This window comes from Rhizobium sp. 62_C5_N11_2, from assembly GCF_051811185.1.
Lineage (GTDB): Bacteria > Pseudomonadota > Alphaproteobacteria > Rhizobiales > Rhizobiaceae > Rhizobium > Rhizobium leguminosarum.
Genome location: NZ_JBPWPW010000001.1, coordinates 3517783 through 3536250, shown reverse-complemented (window position 1 = coordinate 3536250; position 18468 = coordinate 3517783). Strand labels below are relative to the sequence as shown.

General features: G+C 61.7%; 18 protein-coding genes. 6 read left to right on the top strand and 12 right to left on the bottom strand.

Annotation, left to right across the window (positions count from 1 at the left end; translation table 11 throughout):
• Positions 1-122: 122 nt before the first annotated feature.
• From AB8B31_RS17610 to AB8B31_RS17600, 3 genes are all read right to left on the bottom strand, one after another.
• Positions 123-1106, bottom strand: coding sequence for an NAD-dependent epimerase/dehydratase family protein (locus AB8B31_RS17610; protein WP_018445934.1), 984 nt, complete (start codon positions 1104-1106; stop codon positions 123-125).
• A gap of 97 nt (positions 1107-1203) precedes the next feature.
• On the bottom strand, positions 1204-1740 hold the full coding sequence (locus AB8B31_RS17605; RefSeq protein ID WP_018243463.1) for a helix-turn-helix transcriptional regulator: 537 nt from the start codon (positions 1738-1740) through the stop codon (positions 1204-1206).
• Between the two features lie 76 nt (positions 1741-1816).
• Positions 1817-2149 (bottom strand): ArsR/SmtB family transcription factor, encoded by a 333-nt coding sequence (locus AB8B31_RS17600; protein WP_018243462.1) that lies wholly within the window; start codon positions 2147-2149, stop codon positions 1817-1819.
• A gap of 70 nt (positions 2150-2219) precedes the next feature.
• Here AB8B31_RS17600 and AB8B31_RS17595 point away from each other — a divergent pair, with 70 nt between their 5' ends.
• The 3 genes from AB8B31_RS17595 (at position 2220) to AB8B31_RS17585 (ending at position 6189) form a co-directional block, all read left to right on the top strand.
• A complete protein-coding gene (locus AB8B31_RS17595) occupies positions 2220-2702 on the top strand; it encodes an SRPBCC domain-containing protein (protein ID WP_018243461.1) in 483 nt (160 codons plus the stop codon).
• A 135-nt stretch (positions 2703-2837) separates the two neighbouring features.
• Entirely contained in the window at positions 2838-3869 is a 1032-nt protein-coding gene (gene gnd, locus AB8B31_RS17590; RefSeq protein ID WP_018243460.1) for a phosphogluconate dehydrogenase (NAD(+)-dependent, decarboxylating), read from the top strand.
• A gap of 208 nt (positions 3870-4077) precedes the next feature.
• Entirely contained in the window at positions 4078-6189 is a 2112-nt protein-coding gene (locus tag AB8B31_RS17585; protein WP_018243459.1) for a mechanosensitive ion channel family protein, read from the top strand.
• A gap of 6 nt (positions 6190-6195) precedes the next feature.
• On the opposite strand, the gene AB8B31_RS17580 is transcribed toward AB8B31_RS17585, so the two are convergent.
• Positions 6196-6573 (bottom strand): DoxX family protein, encoded by a 378-nt coding sequence (locus tag AB8B31_RS17580; protein WP_018243458.1) that lies wholly within the window; start codon positions 6571-6573, stop codon positions 6196-6198.
• Between the two features lie 236 nt (positions 6574-6809).
• On the opposite strand from AB8B31_RS17580, the gene mprF reads away from it, so the two are divergent.
• Complete coding sequence (mprF, locus tag AB8B31_RS17575; RefSeq protein ID WP_018243457.1) at positions 6810-9413, top strand: bifunctional lysylphosphatidylglycerol flippase/synthetase MprF; 2604 nt, start codon at positions 6810-6812, stop codon at positions 9411-9413.
• Positions 9410-10792 carry a virulence factor family protein gene (locus AB8B31_RS17570; protein WP_439007476.1) on the top strand — a complete coding sequence of 461 codons (1383 nt, stop codon included), beginning with the start codon at positions 9410-9412 and terminating at the stop codon, positions 10790-10792. Before mprF ends, AB8B31_RS17570 begins: the two co-directional genes overlap by 4 nt.
• A gap of 48 nt (positions 10793-10840) precedes the next feature.
• Here the strand turns inward: AB8B31_RS17570 and AB8B31_RS17565 are convergent, their stop codons facing one another.
• From AB8B31_RS17565 to ruvC, 8 genes are all read right to left on the bottom strand, one after another.
• The gene (locus tag AB8B31_RS17565) at positions 10841-11404 is read right to left on the bottom strand and encodes a DinB family protein (RefSeq protein ID WP_018243455.1); all 564 of its coding nucleotides are present in this window, start codon (positions 11402-11404) and stop codon (positions 10841-10843) included.
• Positions 11405-11495: 91 nt separating this feature from the next.
• Positions 11496-12008: an NUDIX hydrolase gene (locus tag AB8B31_RS17560; protein WP_018243454.1), complete on the bottom strand. Its 513-nt coding sequence runs from the start codon at positions 12006-12008 to the stop codon at positions 11496-11498.
• A 7-nt stretch (positions 12009-12015) separates the two neighbouring features.
• Positions 12016-12918 carry a metallophosphoesterase gene (locus AB8B31_RS17555; protein ID WP_018243453.1) on the bottom strand — a complete coding sequence of 301 codons (903 nt, stop codon included), beginning with the start codon at positions 12916-12918 and terminating at the stop codon, positions 12016-12018.
• The gene (gene ruvB / locus AB8B31_RS17550) at positions 12919-13959 is read right to left on the bottom strand and encodes a Holliday junction branch migration DNA helicase RuvB (protein ID WP_018243452.1); all 1041 of its coding nucleotides are present in this window, start codon (positions 13957-13959) and stop codon (positions 12919-12921) included.
• Positions 13956-14354, bottom strand: coding sequence for a PIN domain-containing protein (locus AB8B31_RS17545; RefSeq protein ID WP_017968120.1), 399 nt, complete (start codon positions 14352-14354; stop codon positions 13956-13958). The genes ruvB and AB8B31_RS17545 overlap by 4 nt, the downstream gene beginning before the upstream one ends.
• A complete protein-coding gene (locus AB8B31_RS17540; protein WP_018243451.1) occupies positions 14351-14611 on the bottom strand; it encodes an AbrB/MazE/SpoVT family DNA-binding domain-containing protein in 261 nt (86 codons plus the stop codon). Before AB8B31_RS17540 ends, AB8B31_RS17545 begins: the two co-directional genes overlap by 4 nt.
• Positions 14612-14665: 54 nt before the next feature.
• Positions 14666-15280 (bottom strand): Holliday junction branch migration protein RuvA, encoded by a 615-nt coding sequence (ruvA, locus tag AB8B31_RS17535; protein WP_018243450.1) that lies wholly within the window; start codon positions 15278-15280, stop codon positions 14666-14668.
• A 41-nt stretch (positions 15281-15321) separates the two neighbouring features.
• Positions 15322-15831, bottom strand: a complete 510-nt coding sequence (ruvC, locus tag AB8B31_RS17530) for a crossover junction endodeoxyribonuclease RuvC (RefSeq protein WP_018243449.1) — start codon at positions 15829-15831, stop codon at positions 15322-15324.
• 244 nt (positions 15832-16075) lie between these two features.
• Between ruvC and AB8B31_RS17525 the strand changes: the two genes are divergently transcribed.
• Positions 16076-18391 (top strand): methyl-accepting chemotaxis protein, encoded by a 2316-nt coding sequence (locus tag AB8B31_RS17525; protein ID WP_020493406.1) that lies wholly within the window; start codon positions 16076-16078, stop codon positions 18389-18391.
• Positions 18392-18468: the final 77 nt, after the last annotated feature.

The following is an 18468-nucleotide window of genomic DNA, read 5'->3' as shown; positions in this document are numbered from 1 at the left end:
CCATATCCCCGGCAGACGGTCTATGACGGGATCATGATATCTGGATGACACTTACTTCTCAGTGAAAGCGTCGTGCTGAAGAGGATCTCAGCTTTCGGCTATCCGCATTCCAGCTCGCTGCTCTATCCGACCGGATAGGGCCCTTCGGCAAAGATTTCGTCGTGGTAGCCTTTGGAGCCGATATCCAGTGCCAAGGGGCTTCGCCATTCCCTGTGGTCGCGCAGGCAATCGAGCACGAAACGGAAATCATATCGCGGCTGCCAGCCGAGGTCCCGTCTTGCGCGTTCGTTGACATAGACACGGTCGAGCGCCGGAAACATTTTCCAGCCGCGTGACGCGTAGAGGGCGCCTGCACCCGGGAACAGCCGTTCGACGACATGAGGCGCGTTATGCCTGATCGCGGCAAGATCGCTCGCCGAAAACGGCGTCGTGGCGGAGACGATGTAGCGGCCAAAGCCGATTGCCGGTGCCTTTTCCAGCGCCAGCAGATGGGCGCCGACCACATCGCTGATGTCGACGCGGCGGTGAAGAAGCTCGTTGGCCTGGGCATTCTCCGCCGAATATCTGTTTCGAATGGCGGGATCGTCGTCGTTTTCGGGAAAGAAACGCGCCGTCCTGAGAATGACCACCGGCAGGCCGGATTTGCGGGCAAAGAGTTCGCACAGGCCTTCGGCGGCGAGTTTCGTTACGCCGTAGATGTTTTTTGCGACGGGAAGCACGTCCTCGGTCACCCATGCCGCCGGTTCGCCGGCAACCGGCGTCAATGCCGCGCCGAAGGTGCTGGTGGTGCTGGTGAAGACGAAGCTCGCGACGCCTGCGGCGGTCGCCTCTTCGAGCAGGTGCAGAGCGCCGGCGATATTGGTGTCGAGGAAATCGTAATTGCCGTGGGTCGCTACATGCGGCTTGTGCAGCGTCGCGGCATGGATGACGTGGCTGATGCCTGACATCGCCTGCCGGACGAAGGCGCGATCACTGATCGAGCCGACCATGTCGGTGAAAGCCGAGGGCTTGATATCGATGCCGCGCACCCAGCGGCTTTCCGCCCTCAGGGTTCGCATCAGCGCCTCGCCGAGATGGCCGGCACTTCCCGTCACCAGTATCGTCATCACATCGTCTCCTGACCGTTCGGCGGCGGACGCTATAAAGACTAAGGTTTCCAGACAACGCATAAATTATGCATGGGAATGCAGGAAAGCTGCAGGCTCAGCCGATGGTCGTGACGAGACGGCCGGCGCTGCCATCGGAAAGCATGATCCTTTCCCAGGTCACGCGGCCGGCGGCGATCGGCAGCAGAGCATTGCCGTTGGCGCCGGTATCGAGGGTCAGCGACGAGAGCCTGCCCGCATGCCAACCGTGCTCCTCCAGCGACTGCTCGGCGGCGGCGATTTCGGCGGAAGCGTAGGGGAACAGAGAGCGGCCGAGAAAGGCGCCGAGCGGCGCCCGCCACTCCGCCTGCCGCGGGCGGGAGGCGGAGAGCAGCCGGTGGGTGCGGTCGCAGATCAGATGCACTGGCCGGACGGAATCCTCGACCAACCGCTTCAGCGCCGCATCGACTGCTGCATGTCGCGGCGAGGCGAAAATCCGTTCCAGCTTGACGGCCTGTTCGGGTGATAGGGCGAGCTGATCGCGCTCCCAGCGTGAGATCGTCGCCTGGTTGACGCCGAGGAGCTCGGCGAGATGTCCTTGCTTCATGCTGCGCAGCAGCCGCATGCGGCGTATGCCGGCTCCCGATATCGTCATCCGTCTGATCCCGTGCCGTTTTTGCCAGCATAAGGCTTCGGCGGACCGGGCGGCAAGGCGGTTTGACGCCGGGTCATTATTCAGGCTGACCTTCCAGGTCGCCTTTCAGCCGGTCGAGGATAGAGAGCGCATGGCCGGCATAGGCGCTGATCCAGCGGTCATAGATATGCTTGATCGGCAGGCTGTTCAGGTGGTTCCAGCGCTCGCGGCCCTCCTTCCTGGCGATGACCAGGTCGGCCTCCTCCAGCACCTTCAGATGCTGCATCACCGTGCAGCGGTCCGTCTGCGGAAACATCTCGCAGAGGGTCCCTGTGGTTCGGGGGGCATCCTTGAGCAGATCGAGGATTTCGCGGCGGCGATGATGCGCCAGCGCCTTGAAGACAGGATCGTCGGTTGATTCGCTTGACATGTTATGTTTTTATAACATAATGAAGCCAAGCACAACGGAAACAGCCACAATGGAGAAGAGGAGAAGTGTCATGTCTCTCGGAATCCGCGTTTCCGGCCGCATCGGCCGCCCCGTCGCAGAGGTGTTCGATGCCGTCGTCAATCCGAAGAAGCTCAGCAGCTATTTCACCACGATTGGCGGGGCGAGCGCGCCGCTCGTGAAGGGCACGACGGTGACCTGGTGGAAGGATGCGCCGGTCGAGGTGGTCGAACTGGTGCCGGAAAGTCGCATCGTGCTGCGCTGGGATGGCGGCACCGGCGAGGACGAAGCAAGGTACAAGACGCTGGTCGAGATGAACTTCAAGCCGTTGGAAGACGGTGGCACCTTGGTGACCATTGCCGAGACCGGCTGGCGCGAAGACAATGCTGGCCGGCGCGGCAGCTATCTCAACTGCGAAGGCTGGACACAGATGCTTTGCTGCATGAAGGCTTTTGTCGAATATGCCATCAATCTGCGCGAGGGCATGTTCCTCAGCGAAATGAAGGGTGAGCCGGCCAGCGCGCCGGACATTTGACAGGACGTCGGTCTCAAGGAGGTCAGTGGCGCAATCGTCGCATTCGCCAATATCACCGAGACTTCGCTTGCCTGTCACACTGCGGGTGCTAATTTCCGGATTCGATACTTCATTTCGGTTTCCAGGAGATTCATTATGCAGCTTGGCATGGTTGGTTTGGGCCGCATGGGCAATTATATGGTCCAGCGCTTGATGCGAGGCGGTCACGAATGCGTCGTCTACGACGCCAGGCCGGAAAGCGTTGCCGAGCTCGCAGGCCTCGGTGCGACCGGCAGTGCTTCGCTCCAGGAGTTCGTCTCGAAGCTCACCCATCCACGCGCCATCTGGCTGATGCTGCCGGCGGCGATCGTCGACAAGGTGCTGGCGAGCCTGGTGCCGCTGCTTGAGAATGGCGATATCGTCATTGACGGCGGAAACTCTTATTACCATGACGACATCCGCCGCGGCGCCGACCTCATCACCAAGGGCATCCACTATGTCGATGTCGGCACAAGCGGCGGCGTCTTCGGCCTCGAGCGCGGTTATTGCCTGATGATCGGCGGCGAGAAGGGTATCGTCGAACACCTTTCCCCGATCTTCGCGACGCTGGCACCCGGCGTTGGCAAGACGGAAGCCTCGCCGAACCGGAGCGTTGAAGCGGCTGCGGCCAGCACCGCGGAGCAGGGTTACCTGCATTGCGGTCCGCATGGTGCCGGTCATTTCGTCAAGATGGTGCATAACGGCATCGAATATGGCCTGATGGCCGCCTATGCCGAAGGCATCAACATCCTGAAACACGCCAATATCGGCGCAGCCTCGCATGAGACCGATGCGGAAACCGCGCCGCTCGCCCATCCGGAACATTTCCAATACGACTTCAACCTTCAGGATGTCGCCGAAGTCTGGCGCCGCGGCAGCGTCATCACCTCCTGGCTGCTCGATCTCACGGCCGATGCGCTGCATGCTGACCCCGCACTATCGAAATATGCCGGCCGCGTTTCGGACAGCGGCGAAGGCCGCTGGACGATCATGGCGGCAATCGACGAAAGCGTGCCGACGCCGGTGCTGAGCGCTGCGCTCTACGGTCGCTTCTCCTCGCGCGACAATGACGAATTCGCCAACAAGGTGCTGTCGGCGATGCGTGCGGGCTTCGGCGGCCACGTGGAAAAACCGGCCGCGAAATCCTGAAGGCAAGCGACTTCACTCACCGTTCCGACAAAGCCGTCATCCTGAAGTAGCGAGCGCAGTGCTTCGTTTCGAGGAGGCGGCGACGTTTGCCTTTACTAGCCATCGGTATGGTTTCCCTACTGCTTGCTGGCGGCAACGGTCGCGAGTATCCATTGCAAAGTGTCGGCGCTGCTTTGCACAAGCGACCGACATTTCATTGGAGGCGGTCATGGAGCGTGGCATGGCAGGGGGCTTGAAGGCCGTCATATCAGGCATACTGGCATTGCTTGCGCTTTTTTCGGCGGTTTCGCCTGTCTTTTCCCAGACGCCGCCGGCGCAAGTGCCGGCCGCGGCCGCCCCGCCGGCCGAAGTGCGTCAGATGATGGAGCTCATGCAGACTCCTCAGGTCAAACAATGGATGTCGACGCAAATGGCGACGGCGCCCGCGAGCGATTCGGCGGCCAGCGACCAGATGTCGGTGCTGTCAGGTCTGCTCCAGCACGCTCGCCGGCACGTCTCGATGGTCTCCGACGCGGCGATGACGCTGCCCTCGCAGGTCGGCCATGCTTCCTCGCTGTTCTTCGGTGAAATCGCCGCCACCGGATGGTCGCGCATGGTGGCGCAGTTTCTGGCGATTTTCCTGCTCGGCACCATCGTCGAGCGCATTGCCCGCTATGCCTTCCGCCGCCGCCGCCAGGCGGCGCAGATGGCGGGCATGCATCTCGCCCCGCGCGTCATACCGGCGCTGATCTTCGCAGTGGCGACGGCGCTTGCTCTTCTCAGCGTCAGCTGGCCGCCGGTCAGCCAGAGCATCGCGATCGTTTGCGTTGTCGCGCTTGTGGTCCAGCGCTTCACGATTTGTCTCGGCGGCGTGCTGGTCGATCTCATCGGGCTTGCGCGGGTGGAGGAAGAACGGCAGGGTATCACTGATCCGATCATGCCGGCGCGCGCGGTTGCATTCTTCTGGTATCGGCGCTGTGCGACTTTCGTCATCTATTTCATTTTCGGCTGGGCGGTGATCCAGTCGATGGAGCCGCTCGGTTATTCCCCGAGTGTGCGGCTCCTCGTCGGCTACATCCTGGGCATCGGCCTGCTGCTGATCGCCATCGAGGCGGTCTGGTCGCGGCCGCACAAGGACGAGAAGCGTGGTCACGGGACCTCCTGGGCGCTCACCGTCTATTTCCTGTTGCTCTGGAGCCTCTGGGTCGCAGGCTTCAACTGGCTGCTCTGGCTCGGCATTTACGTACTGCTGCTGCCGCGCGTGCTTGCCGTCTCGACGATTGCGGTAAAATCGCTGCAGCAGACCGAAGCGAGCTTCCTTGCCACGCGCCGCATTGCAGCCGTGCTGCTCGACCGTGGCGTGCGGGCGCTGATCATTGCCGTTGCCGCCATCTGGCTTGGGCATATGCTCGGCGTCGGCGCCGATACCATGGCCGCGGGCGAAACGATGATCGACAAGATCGCGCGCGGCGTGATCGGCGGCATCGTCATCCTGCTTGCCGCCGATCTGCTCTGGCATGTCATCAAGGCCTATATCGACGGCAAGCTGCTCGATTCATCCGTGGATGGCGGAGCAACGGATGAGGAAAAGGCCAAACGCGCGCGGATACAGACGCTGCTGCCGATCTTCCGCAATATTCTCGCCGTCGTGATCGCCGTCATTGCCGTTCTGATGGTGCTCTCCGGCCTCGGTATCGAGATCGGGCCGCTGATCGCCGGCGCCGGTGTCGTCGGCGTCGCAGTCGGTTTTGGCGCGCAGACGATCGTCAAAGACGTCATCAGCGGCATGTTCTATCTCTGGGACGATGCCTTCCGCATCGGCGAATATATCGAAAGCGGTAGCCACAAGGGCGTGGTCGAGGCCTTCAGCCTACGCTCGGTGAAGCTCAGGCATCATCGCGGGCCGCTGACGACTGTACCCTTCGGTGAACTCGGCGCAGTGAAGAACCTCAATCGCGACTGGACGATCGACAAGATCAGCCTCAACGTCAAATACGACACCGATCTCGTCAAGGCGAAGAAGGTGATCAAGCAGATCGGGCAGACGCTGCTCGAAAATCCGGAATTCGGTCCTCATATCATCGAGACGCTGAAGATGAAGGGTGTCGAGCAGTTCGGCGAATTCGCGATCGAAATCCGGCTGTCGATGATGACGAAGCCTGGCGAGCAATTCGTCATCCGCCGCAATGCGCTGGCGATGATCCGCAATGCCTTCCAGGAAAACGGTATCGAATTCGCCGTGCCGACGGTGCAGGTGGCAGGCGATCGCGACGCGGAGGTGGATGCTGCCGTCGCGCGCTACGCCGCCCATGCGCGGGCGGGCGGCGAGCCGGCGGCGTGAACCGCCTCACATCGCGCCGGCGGCTGCGATCAGCAGGCCGCCGATGATCGCCGTGTTGGTTTTCCAGGTATTGATCGCGCTGTCGCGTGCCGTTCCCTGCATCTCCCAGAAATTCAGCAGCATGACGGTGGCGGCCAGCGTGAAGATGATGAGACCGAATGCCGCTGCCGCGACAAAAAGGCCGAGCATCAGCAGGATGCCGGCGACGATCTGGAATATGCTGCCCAAGACCAGCACCCATTTTGCAAAAGGGACGCCGCGGGTTTCGATCGCCTCGGTCAGCGGCACGATAACGAAAAAATGATGAATGCCGCCAGCGACATAGAGGCCACCCAGCAGCAGACGTCCGACGGCAAGCATCACGAAGGCCGGACCATCCTGCATATCGAACCATTCTCCCGCGTCTCAATTCTCCGTCGAGCGCAAGGCTCTTCCGAAGCTTACTAAAATGCAATGCGCCGCGCCGCCTGCCAGCGCAAATTCGCCCCAATTGAGGATGATGGAGGCGCAGGCGGCGGGGCTGGGGTAGCAGCGGCATGGCTTCATAGAGCTTATATGCCTCTCATGTTACGTCTTTCGAAATGATTCCCGCCAAGCTGGAAGTTGCAGCAGGGTACGAGATGTCGGGGCACGGCAATTTGGAAGAGATGGAAGAAACGGACGGGTTTTCTTTTCGCGGGCTTTTCAGGCGTTACAGAACCCCGCTGATGGCAGCCGCGTCACTGGTGGTCTTCTGCCTCGTCGGTTACGCGATTATGCAGCTTACCAACGAGGTGCGTTATGACGACGTCGTCGGTGCGCTGGCGGCGACCAGGCCGAGCGCGATCCTGCTTGCGCTGTTCTTCACGGCGCTCAGTTTCCTCTCGCTGATCTTCTACGATCTCAACGCCATCGAGTACATCGGCAAGAAGCTGCCCTTTCCGCATGTGGCGCTGACGGCGTTCAGCGCCTATGCCGTCGGCAATACTGCCGGTTTCGGCGCGCTTTCGGGCGGCGCGATCCGCTACCGCGCCTATACGCGCCTCGGGCTCTCGCCGGAGGATATCGGCCGAATCATCGCCTTCGTCACGCTGTCCTTCGGACTGGGTCTTGCGGGCGTCGCGGCGATCGCCCTCATCGTCATCGCCGACGAAATCGGCCCGCTCGTCGGCGTGAGCCCCTTCCTTCTGCGGCTGATCGCCGGTTCGATCGTCGCCATTCTGGGCGCGGTGATGATTATCGGCCGTGACGGGCGTGTGCTCGATCTTGGCCCCGTCGCAATCCGCTTGCCGGATTCGCGTACCTGGTCGCGCCAGTTCCTCGTGACCGCCTTCGATATCGCCGCCTCGGCGTCGGTGCTTTACGTGCTGCTGCCGCAGACGGCAATCGGCTGGCCGGTCTTCCTCGCCGTCTATGCGATCGCCGTCGGTCTCGGCGTGCTCAGCCATGTTCCGGCCGGGCTCGGCGTGTTCGAGACCGTGATCATCGCCTCGCTCGGCAGCGCGGTGAACATCGATGCCGTGCTCGGATCGCTGGTGCTCTACAGGCTGGTCTACCATGTGCTGCCGCTGTTGATCGCCGTGCTCGCGGTCTCGGCGGCGGAGCTGCGTCGTTTCGTCGACCATCCGGCCGCCTCCAGTATGCGACGTATCGGCGGGCGACTGATGCCGCAGCTGCTGTCGGCTCTCGCGCTGCTGCTCGGCGTCATGCTGGTGTTTTCGAGCGTCACGCCGACGCCGGACCAGAACCTCGAATTCCTCTCCAACTATCTGCCGCTGCCGATGGTCGAAGGGGCACATTTCCTCTCCAGCCTGCTGGGGCTGGCGCTCGTCGTCGCCGCGCGCGGCCTCGGCCAGCGGCTCGACGGCGCCTGGTGGGTGGCCGTGTTCTCGGCGCTTGCTGCGTTGACTTTGTCGCTGCTGAAGGCGATCGCGCTCGTCGAAGCCGCTTTTCTCGCCTTCCTCATCTTCGGGCTCTTCGTCAGCCGCCGGCTCTTTACCCGCCAGGCCTCGCTGCTCAACCAGGCGCTGACTGCGTCCTGGTTGATGGCGATCGCCGTGATCGTCGTCGGCGCCGTCGTCATCCTGCTCTTCGTCTATCGCGACGTCGAATACAGCAACCAGCTCTGGTGGCAGTTCGAATTTACGGCCGAAGCGCCGCGCGGGCTGCGCGCCGTACTCGGCATCACCATCATCTCGTCGGCGATCGCCGTCTTCAGCCTGCTCCGGCCGGCGAGCTTCCGGCCGGAGCAGGCGACGGACGAGGCGCTGGTGCGTGCCGTCGAGATCGTCATGAAGCAGGGCAACGCCGACGCCAATCTGGTGCGCATGGGCGACAAGAGCATCATGTTTTCGGAAAACGGCGACGCCTTCATCATGTATGGCCGGCAGGGCCGCTCCTGGATCGCGCTGTTCGATCCGGTCGGCGACCATCGCGCCGTGCAGGAACTCGTCTGGCGTTTCGTCGAAGCGGCGCGTGCCGCTGGCTGCCGGGCCGTGTTCTACCAGATATCGCCGGCGTTGCTGTCCCATTGCGCCGATGCCGGCCTTCGCGCCTTCAAGCTCGGGGAACTGGCGGTGGCCGATCTGAGGACCTTCGAGATGAAGGGCGGCAAATGGGCGAACCTTCGCCAGACGGCAAGCCGCGCCCAGCGCGACGGGCTGGAATTCGCCGTCGTCGAACCGCAGGACGTGTCTTCCGTCATCGATGAACTAGCCGCCGTTTCGACGGCCTGGCTCGAGCTTCACAATGCCAAGGAAAAGGGCTTCTCGCTCGGCGCCTTCGATTCCGATTATGTCTCCTCGCAGCCGGTCGGCATCCTGAAAAAGGACGGCAGGATCGTCGCCTTCGCCAATATCCTCGTGACCGAATCCAGACAGGAGGGCACGATCGATCTCATGCGCTTCTCGCCGGACGCGCCGAAAGGCTCGATGGATTTTCTCTTCGTGCAGATCATGGAATATCTGCGAGGGCAGGGTTTTACCCACTTCAATCTCGGCATGGCGCCGCTCTCCGGCATGTCGAAACGCGAGGCGGCGCCCGTCTGGGACCGCATCGGCAGCACCGTCTTCGAACACGGCGAGCGCTTCTATAACTTCAAAGGCCTTCGGGCATTCAAATCCAAGTTTCATCCGCACTGGCAACCGCGCTATCTTGCGGTCTCCGGAGGGGGCAATCCGATGATCGCGTTGATGGACGCGACATTTCTGATTGGGGGCGGATTGAAAGGGGTAGTGAGAAAATGATCAGGACAATCCTTCTTGCCACGGCATGCGCCTGCATGCTCGCGGCCGCACCGGCTGATGCCGCCGAGGAAACCACGCAAAGCTTCGAAACCGGGCTCATCCCGTCGCCGCACATCTTCCTGCCGGAAGGGGGGGTGAAGGGCACGGTGATGCTGATCTCGGATGCCGCCGGCTGGGGCGACTATGAGAAGGCCGAAGCCGACAGGTTGGTCGCCGAAGGCGCCGTCGTCATCGGCGTCGACTTTCCATCCTATATCCAGGCGCTCAGCCGGTACGACGTCAGCCTCAACGACGGCTGTGTCTACATGGTGTCGGACATCGAATCGCTCAGCCAGCAGGTGCAGCGCGCGACCGGCAACAACGCCTATCACCTGCCAATCGTCGCCGGCATCGGCGAGGGCGGGGCCTTGGCGCTGGCGATCGCCGCGCAAACGCCGGATGCGACGATCGGCCAGACACTTGCCGTTAATCCGGTCGCCGGCATTCCGCTTGCCCAGGCGCTTTGCACGCCGGCGTCCAAGCAAGTGGTCGGCGAACGCACCGTATATGGCCTCAGCGACGGCGTCCTGCCGGACCCGATCATTACCGTCTTCACGCCTGATGCCAACAAGGATGGCCGGGCGCATGCCGAGGCGCTGAAGAAGGCCCATGACGCGATCGAGATCCGCGACTCCACCGACGATGCGCAGACGGCGTTTGCCGATACGCTCGACGATCTCGTCACTGCCTCCGGCGCCTTCGGCAACCCGCTTGGCCTGCCGCTGGCTGTGCTCGAGGCGACCCCCGCCTTCGATACGATGGCGGTGATCTATTCTGGCGACGGCGGCTGGCGCGACATCGACAAGGAGGTCGGCGGCACGCTGCAGAAGGAAGGTATTCCGGTCGTTGGCGTCGATTCGCTCCACTATTTCTGGTCGGAGCGCAAGCCGGAGGAGACCGCCGCCGATCTTTCGAAGATCATCGATTTCTACCGCAAGCAGTGGAAGGTGAAGCATGTGCTGCTCGTCGGTTATTCCTTCGGTGCCGATGTCGTGCCCGCCACCTACCAGCTCCTCAAGCCAGCCGAAAAGTCGGCGGTGGCGCAATTGTCGCTGCTGTCGCTTTCGCACGAAGTCGACTACGTCATCTCCGTTCTCGGCTGGCTCGGCCAGAAGACGGAAGGCGCGGGAGGCGATCCCGTCGGCGATCTGAAGAATATCGATCCGAAGCTCGTGCAATGCATCTACGGCAAGGACGACGATGATGATGTCGCCTGTCCGGCGCTGAAAGATAGCGGCGCCGAGGTCATCGAACTGCCCGGCGATCATCACTTCGACGAGAATTACGACCTTCTCACGAAGACGATCATCGACGGCCTGAAGAGACGACTGCAGGACTAAAGCGCAGCGCGTCCGATAGGACGCTAAGGTCGCTTTAACACTTTGAAATCAGCGCATCAGCGTTTCTTCGTTCCAGCCGAGCGCGGTGAGTTCCGTGCCACGAAACCGCGCATCGTCGGCAACGATGAATTCGTCGAGTTGCGGCGGAGCGACGCTGGTGCCGGAGAGCATCGCATGCACCTGGCCGCGATGATGGGTCTGATGCTGGAAGAGGTGACCGATCACGTCTTCCATCCGCTCTTCTTGGATGCGGGCGCCGCGATGGAGGCTGATGGTCGAGGTGAGCCTCTGCGGCGTCAGGGCCTCGCAAAGTGCCACCAGGCGCTGATCGACCCTCGCCTGTGCTTCTGCCAGCGAGGAAACGTCATCGAATGGTTCGTCGGCCTCGAAGGCCTTGAGCCCGAGCGTTCCGCCTTCCAGGCCGTCGACATAGAACCAATCGACCGTGATGATGTGGTTCAAGGTTTCCTTGATCGAGGGGAAGAAGCTGGTGCGCGGCGCTTCGAATTCGCCGGGCTTCAATGTCGCGCAGGCTTGAAGCAGCCGGCGGTTGGCAAGGGCGTTGTTGTAGGCAAGTTTTCGGAATGGCCTGACAGGATCGAAGGTCGGCATCGGCGCATCTCCTCTTTAAGCGCTTTTGGCTACAGCGCCGCGCGCCTTTTGAGGCGCGCAAAAGACGCTGTAACACCTTGAATTGCTTGCATCAGTTCTTGTCATCGAGATCGCCGTCCCGCCAGACGAGATGACGTGGCGCAATGGGCAGGCTCTCGATTTCATCGGCGATGAAATAGGGCGGGATGTCGAGTGTGGTCAGGGCACTACGCGTTGCTGGCACCCATTTGAATTCGAGATAGTTGTCGCCGTCCTCGATCCGATGGATGATTTCGCCCGGCCGGAAGGGGAATTCCGCCGGGATGTCCATCAGATAATAGAGGCCGAGTTCATGCCAGTCGCGCTGTTCGTAGTGGAAAAAATTCTCGACGATCCACAGCAGGCGGAAGACAGTGACTTCGACGCCCAGTTCCTCCACCATCTCTCGTTTGAGCGTTTCCTCCGACGTCTCGCCGATTTCCGCCCTGCCGCCTGGAAAGGTCCAGAAGGGTTCATGCACGGCGCGATGAACGAGCACGTGGCCATCGCGAAAGCCGAGGCCGGCGATGCGATAGTTGAAACGCTCAGCGCCCGCATTCAGGCGGATGAGAGTGCGCTTGGTCATGCCATTCTTATCCAAGATCGATCACGACAATTTCCGGCGGCACGCCGAAGCGGACCGGTGCAATCGAGCAGCCGAGGCCACCGGAAACGATGATATTACGCCCCTCCTCGATCATATGGCCATAGGCGTAGCGATTGCCGTATCGCGAGGGCACGATCGGTGAACGGCCGAGGAGACGGATCTGTCCGCCATGGGTGTGGCCCGATAGCGTCAGCGAGACGCGCTCGGGCACGCGCGGAAAGATATCGGGTTCATGGGCAAGCAGGATGACGGGCGCATCGTCCGTCACCTGAGCCATCGTTCCATCGAGATCGTCGAGGCCGAGCATCTGCGTGCGGCCCCACTTCCGGCCCGGCAGCAGCGCCAGTTGATCCTCGAGGCCTGCCAGCCAAAAGCCGCGGCCATCCTTTTCGAGCCGAACGGCGCGGTTGCCATAGACCGGAATGCCCACGTCGGCGAGGGCTCGGTGTCCGAATGTTTCCATCCCGCCGTTCTTCTGAGCGGTCCTGTCCTCCCACCAATCGTGGTTACCCATGATCGCATGGACGCCGAGAGGGGCCTGCAAGGTGGCGAGCGCCTTCGACCATTGGCTCGAATGCACGTACTGCGTCACCATGTTCATGCCGGCGGCGTAATCGCCGAGCAGGACGGTGATGTCGCCTTCGAGTTCATTCGCCCTGTGGCAGATCGCGGCAATGCGGCTTGCCGACATCCAGGGTTCACAGGCATGGAGATCGGCGAGCGCGACGACGCGCAGCTTGAGCCCTGGCGTCCAGCCCGGCGGCGTCAGCTGGTAGTGGGTGATGGCGAGACGCGCGAGCGGTTCATAAGCGAAGGCATAACCACCGAGCGACATGACGCCTGCGACACTGCCGCCGAGAACCTTGAAAAATCCGCGGCGGGTGATCACTCAATTGTCCTCCTGGAACAGCCGGAACTGCGCAGCCTCCATATCCTTAGGTGGTTGCATTCCCAGATGTTTCCACGCGATTGCGGTCAGAACACGGCCGCGTGGCGTGCGCTGAATGAAACCCTGCTGGATCATGTAGGGCTCGATAATGTCCTCGATCGCGTCGCGCGGTTCGGAAAGGCCAGCGGCAATGGTTTCGATGCCGACCGGGCCGCCGCCGAAATTGACGGCGATCATGTTGAGGTAACGTTTGTCGAGCTGGTCAAAGCCGACATTGTCGACCAGCAGGCGGGTCAGCGCTTCGTCGGCGATCTCGCGGGTGACGGCTTCTGCCCTTGCCACCTCGGCAAAGTCGCGCACACGCCGCAACAGCCGGCCGGCGATGCGCGGGGTGCCACGGGCGCGTCTTGCGATCTCGCGGGCGCCCTCCTCGGTGATCGGCAGGTTCATCAGCCGCGCGCCACGGCGCACGATCAGTTCCAGCTCCTCGACTGTGTAGAAGCTCAGGCGCACCGGAATGCCAAAGCGGTCGCGCAGCGGCGTCGTCAACAGGCCAAGGCGGGTGGTGGCCGCCACCAGCGTGAATTTCGACAGGTCGATCTTCACCGAGCGAGCCGCAGGGCCTTCCCCGATGATGAGGTCGAGCTGGAAATCCTCCATGGCCGGATAGAGGATTTCCTCGACGGCGGGGTTGAGGCGATGGATCTCGTCGATGAAGAGCACGTCGCGCTCCTCGAGATTGGTGAGCAGGGCAGCGAGATCGCCGGCCTTGGCGATCACCGGGCCCGACGTCGAGCGGAAGTTGACGCCGAGCTCTTTGGCCATGATCTGCGCCAGCGTCGTCTTGCCGAGGCCTGGCGGACCGACGAAGAGCACATGGTCCAGCGCTTCGCCTCGGTTTTTCGCCGCCTCGATGAAGACCTTGAGATTGGCGCGCGCTACCGCCTGGCCGGTGAACTCGTCCAGCGATTGCGGGCGCAACGTGATATCAAGGTCTTCGCCCCGCTTTTCCGGCGATATCAGGCGGGCGGAGTCGCTCATGTCAAAAGTTCCATTCCAGGTATGGTTTTTGCGGCTTGGGCATCGAATGTCCTGGTTGTCACGCAGCCCGCATCACGATTACGAAGGGCGATGAAGACATCTGCAAATTCTGCATTTGTCCGCACCATGATTGCGAGCGTCTCCTCGACTACTCTTTCATCTTCAAGGATCAGGTCGGCCGAGTCCAACAAGTCCGAAATCGCCTCCATGATCTGTTCTCTCTTCAGCTTGATCCGTTGTCTCAAGAACCAGGCGCATTCCATCAGCGTGATGCAACTGATATAGCCGGGTGCCGTATCGGACAGGCTCGCGAAGAGCGTTGTGACCTTCTCCGTCTGGACGACATCGTCCTTCAGGAGGAAGCGCAGCATAATATTGGTGTCGAGGCCAATCATCTTGCACTAGTCGCGTGATCGGCGATGGCTTCCCCAATCGCCTCGTCCATTTCCGTCAAAGTGATCGTCGGTCGGTTCGGATCGTGAAACTTGCCTGCAAGGTCGATGGCGCGTTTGTTCTTGGCTTTCATGATGATTTCGCCATCGCGATGGATGTAGCGGATCCTGTCGCCGGACTTCAGATTCAGCAATTCACGAACTTCAGCCGGAATTGTTGTCTGGCCCTTCGATGTCATCGTACCGTAGTAGATATTCATGCGGATCTCCTTACCATTCAAGTTTAGTAAGGAATTGCGATATATTCAAGGAGATCACCGCGCCAGCTCTTTCAATCCCAGCCTGATCAGCTTGGCGCTGTCGGCGCCATCGCCCGCCGCCTTCATTGCCGCGGCAACCGCATTCGCGGCCTGGTCGCGGGAATAGCCGAGGTTGGTCAGTGCGGACACCGCATCGGCGACGGGTGCTGCCGCGACGCCTTCACCGAGTTCCTGCTTGAGAGCGATATTGATCGCTTCGCCGGCAAAGGCCGGCGCCCGGTTCTTGAGCTCGGTGACAAGACGCATCGCCACTTTCGGACCGACGCCCGGCGCACGCGAGACGGCGGCGCGGTCCTGCAGGGCGATCGCATTGGCGAGTTCGCCTGGCGTCAACGTCGAGAGCACGGCGAGCGCCACCTTGGCGCCGACGCCCTGGACGCTCTGGAGCAGGTTGAACCATTCCCGCTCCAGCGCGGTCATGAAGCCGAAGAGCCTCAGCTGGTCCTCACGCACATAGGTTTCGATAAACAGCACGCAGGCCTCGCCGGCCGAGCCGAGCTTGGACAGGGTGCGGGCCGAGCAATGGGCGACGTAGCAGACGCCGTGCACATCGACGAGCACATAGTCTTCGCCGATCTCGTCTATGGTGCCTTTCAGCTTGCCGATCATGGGTCGGGTCTCTCAGCAGATGGGAACAAGTCAAGTATAGATTAACCGGCCAGTGCCTGGCGCATCCGGTTGCTGCCGCGATTGTGCGCATGGCAGATGGCGATCGCCAAGGCGTCGGCGGCGTCGTCGCCCTTGAATTCGACTTTCGGCATCAGGATCTTCAACATCATATGGATCTGGTGCTTTTCGCCATGGCCGACACCGATGACGGCCTTCTTGACGGCGTTCGGGGCATATTCGGAGACCGGCAGCCCGGCACGTGCCGGCACCAGCATGGCGATGCCACGGGCCTGGCCAAGCTTCAGGGTTGCCACCGCATCCTTGTTGACGAAGGTCTGTTCGACGGCGGCTTCATCCGGCTTATAGCTGTGGACCATCTCCGCCAGGCCGTCGTGCAGCTGGCAGAGACGGGAGGCAAGGTCCATGTCTCCATCAGAGGTCACGGTTCCAGATGCCACAAACCGCAGGGAATTGCCTGATGTGTCGATCACTCCCCAGCCGGTGCGACGAAGCCCGGGATCGATGCCGACGATGCGAATCGTATTTTGCATGGTTCAACCTATAGCGATTGCGAAATAAGTGCCATCGATATGTGAACAAAACAAAAACGTTCCTGAATTTCGGCCCTGCCATTTACCGCGAATTAAAACAGATGCCTGAATTCTAGTCATCGAATACGAGAGGGGCTTCTTTTGGCAAAGAGTTAAGCCTCCGATGTTCTGTTTACAGGTCAGTAGATCAGGCATGCGCTGCGTGCCCGCGCTGGCAGGCGCGTTCAGAAGGGGTTCGTTGTACATGGCTCAGAGATTTCAGTCCCTGTCCTTCAAGGTCATCGTCACGTTCATTCTGATGACCGTGCTGTCCATCGCGGTCATCGATGTGCTTGCCTATTTCGCCAGCAGCCGCATTTCCGACGAGCAGGCGCTGAAGGCCAAGGAAAGTGTGCTGATTTTTCGCGGCGACATGCTGCAGGACCAGCTGACGCAGCTTGAAAACCAAGCAAATTCCATCGCGCGCATCGAGGCGCTGCAGATGTCGATCACCAATCTGAAGAGCGGCTGGAAGACCATCGAGAAGACCGCGGGCGATGCCCGCGCCGAACTGAAGAAGGTTTTCATAGCAGGCAACCCCAACCCCGCCGACCAGCGCGAGAAGCTCATCAAGCCGGAAGGGCCGAGCGGCTTTTATTATTCGAGCCACGAGAAGACGCAGGGCGAAGTCGCCCGCGACCTCGAGGATACCGCCTTCAGCGATCTGCTGATTGTCGATCTCGAGGGCACCGTTCTCTATTCCTATAAGAAGGAAGACGACTTCGCCGAGAACCTGAAGTCGGATGCCTGGAAGGGGACGGGCGCCGGCATCGCATTCGCCAAGGCGATCGAGAATACCGCCAAGGCGACCGATGATGCAGCGCCGACAGGCTTTTCCGGCCTTCGTGTCGATGCCGGCAGCGGCAAGTCGGCGATCTTTTATGCCGTGCCGATCGTCAAGCTTGGAGCGGCCAAGGGCGTCATTCTCTTCAAGGTGCGCGACGAGATCGTCACCGGCATCCTCGCCAAGGGCATCGTCCAGGGCAGCACGGCGCGGGCGGCGATCGTCTCCGGCGATGGCTCCGCCGTCGGCCTCGACGGAAGCGGCAAGCTTGCGACGCTCGATACGACGCCCTTCACCTTCATCAAGAGCGCGCTTGCCAGTTCGGCGATGACGGTTGCCGATTTCAGCCGGGCGGACGGCGCGGCCCGCGCCTATGTCCGCGGTATCGACTATCGCGGCGACCGTTTCCTCGTGGCCGAGAGCGTGCTTCTGAGCGAGCTCAATGCCGGCTCGATCGAGATCGCCACCCTGCTGACGATGATTGGCGTCGGCGTGCTCGTCGTCATGGCGATCGCGACCGGGCTCGTCACCAATTTCCTGTTTTCGCCGCTTGCGCGGCTTGCCGGCGTCACCCGCGATGTCGCCGACGGCAAGCTCGACAGCGAGATCGGCAGCCTGAACCGCAAGGACGAGATCGGCACGATGGCCAACGCGCTCGACCGCTTCCGCCACTCGCTGATCGAAAGCCGCGAGCTCGAAGCTGCCAGCGAAGAGACCCGCCTGCAGGCCGAGCACGACCGCCAGCAGAATCTGGCCGAGCGTGAGGCCGAGGCCAAGACGCTGCAGCAGGTGGTCGAGGCGATTGACGAGGGCCTGCATCATCTGGCGAACGGCGATCTCGCCTACCAGATCGATACGCGCTTCCCGAACGAGCTCGAAAGCCTGCGGGTCAATTTCAACGAGGCGCTGGCGACGCTCAGCGAAACCATGACGGCAATCGGCGGCAACTCCATGGCGGTGCGCGCCGGCTCCGAGGAGATGCGCACCGGCGCCGACGAGCTTGCCGGGCGCACCGAGCGCCAGGCCGGCTCGATCACCGAGACGGCAAATGCGATCAGCGCCATCACCCAGTCGGTCCGCCGGCAGATCGAGCGAGCCGAACAGGCCGAGCGCATCGCCCGCGACGCCAAGAAGGAGACGACGGGTTCCGGCCAGATCATGCGCGAGACGATCGCGGCGATGGAGGCAATCCAGGCCTCCTCGCGCCAGATCAACACGATCATCTCAGTCATTGACGACATCGCCTTCCAGACCAACCTCCTGGCCCTCAATGCCGGTGTTGAGGCAGCGCGCGCCGGTGAATCCGGCAAGGGTTTCGCCGTCGTCGCCATGGAAGTGCGCGAGCTGGCCCAGCGCTCATCGAGTGCGGCCAAGGAGATCTCCAGCCTGCTGCAGAAATCGACGCATGAGGTCGAAAGCGGCGTTACGCTTGTGGAAAAAGCGGGCGTTGCGCTGACGGGCATCGGCGCCCATGTCGAGGCGATCAATGGGCAGATCAACGAGATCATGGGTGCGACCCGCGAGGAGGCCAATACGCTGCGTGAGATCAATAGCGCCGTCGCAGAACTCGACACGATGACGCAACAGAACGCCTCGATGGTCGAGGAGACGACGGCGGCGATCCACCGGCTGGCGACGGAAGCCCTGGAAATGGACCGCCAGCTCGACAATTTCACGCTACCGCATAGCCATCACAAGCAGAGCGCCGAGGTGCATGTGCTGCGCCGTCAGCGGTAAGCCACACCTTTCCACATTGCATAAGGGTCGCGCTCGCGCGGCCTTTTTTGTTGCGTCCATGGTTTGGAATGGCGCCG

Coding starts and splice junctions, on each gene's coding strand:
- AB8B31_RS17610 (WP_018445934.1), bottom strand. CDS start 1,106: ATGACGATACTGGTGACGGGAAGTGCCGGCCATCTCGGCGAGGCGCTG.
- AB8B31_RS17605 (WP_018243463.1), bottom strand. CDS start 1,740: ATGACGATATCGGGAGCCGGCATACGCCGCATGCGGCTGCTGCGCAGC.
- AB8B31_RS17600 (WP_018243462.1), bottom strand. CDS start 2,149: ATGTCAAGCGAATCAACCGACGATCCTGTCTTCAAGGCGCTGGCGCAT.
- AB8B31_RS17595 (WP_018243461.1), top strand. CDS start 2,220: ATGTCTCTCGGAATCCGCGTTTCCGGCCGCATCGGCCGCCCCGTCGCA.
- gnd (WP_018243460.1), top strand. CDS start 2,838: ATGCAGCTTGGCATGGTTGGTTTGGGCCGCATGGGCAATTATATGGTC.
- AB8B31_RS17585 (WP_018243459.1), top strand. CDS start 4,078: ATGGAGCGTGGCATGGCAGGGGGCTTGAAGGCCGTCATATCAGGCATA.
- AB8B31_RS17580 (WP_018243458.1), bottom strand. CDS start 6,573: ATGCAGGATGGTCCGGCCTTCGTGATGCTTGCCGTCGGACGTCTGCTG.
- mprF (WP_018243457.1), top strand. CDS start 6,810: ATGTCGGGGCACGGCAATTTGGAAGAGATGGAAGAAACGGACGGGTTT.
- AB8B31_RS17570 (WP_439007476.1), top strand. CDS start 9,410: ATGATCAGGACAATCCTTCTTGCCACGGCATGCGCCTGCATGCTCGCG.
- AB8B31_RS17565 (WP_018243455.1), bottom strand. CDS start 11,404: ATGCCGACCTTCGATCCTGTCAGGCCATTCCGAAAACTTGCCTACAAC.
- AB8B31_RS17560 (WP_018243454.1), bottom strand. CDS start 12,008: ATGACCAAGCGCACTCTCATCCGCCTGAATGCGGGCGCTGAGCGTTTC.
- ruvB (WP_018243452.1), bottom strand. CDS start 13,959: ATGAGCGACTCCGCCCGCCTGATATCGCCGGAAAAGCGGGGCGAAGAC.
- AB8B31_RS17545 (WP_017968120.1), bottom strand. CDS start 14,354: ATGATTGGCCTCGACACCAATATTATGCTGCGCTTCCTCCTGAAGGAC.
- AB8B31_RS17540 (WP_018243451.1), bottom strand. CDS start 14,611: ATGAATATCTACTACGGTACGATGACATCGAAGGGCCAGACAACAATT.
- ruvA (WP_018243450.1), bottom strand. CDS start 15,280: ATGATCGGCAAGCTGAAAGGCACCATAGACGAGATCGGCGAAGACTAT.
- ruvC (WP_018243449.1), bottom strand. CDS start 15,831: ATGCAAAATACGATTCGCATCGTCGGCATCGATCCCGGGCTTCGTCGC.
- AB8B31_RS17525 (WP_020493406.1), top strand. CDS start 16,076: ATGGCTCAGAGATTTCAGTCCCTGTCCTTCAAGGTCATCGTCACGTTC.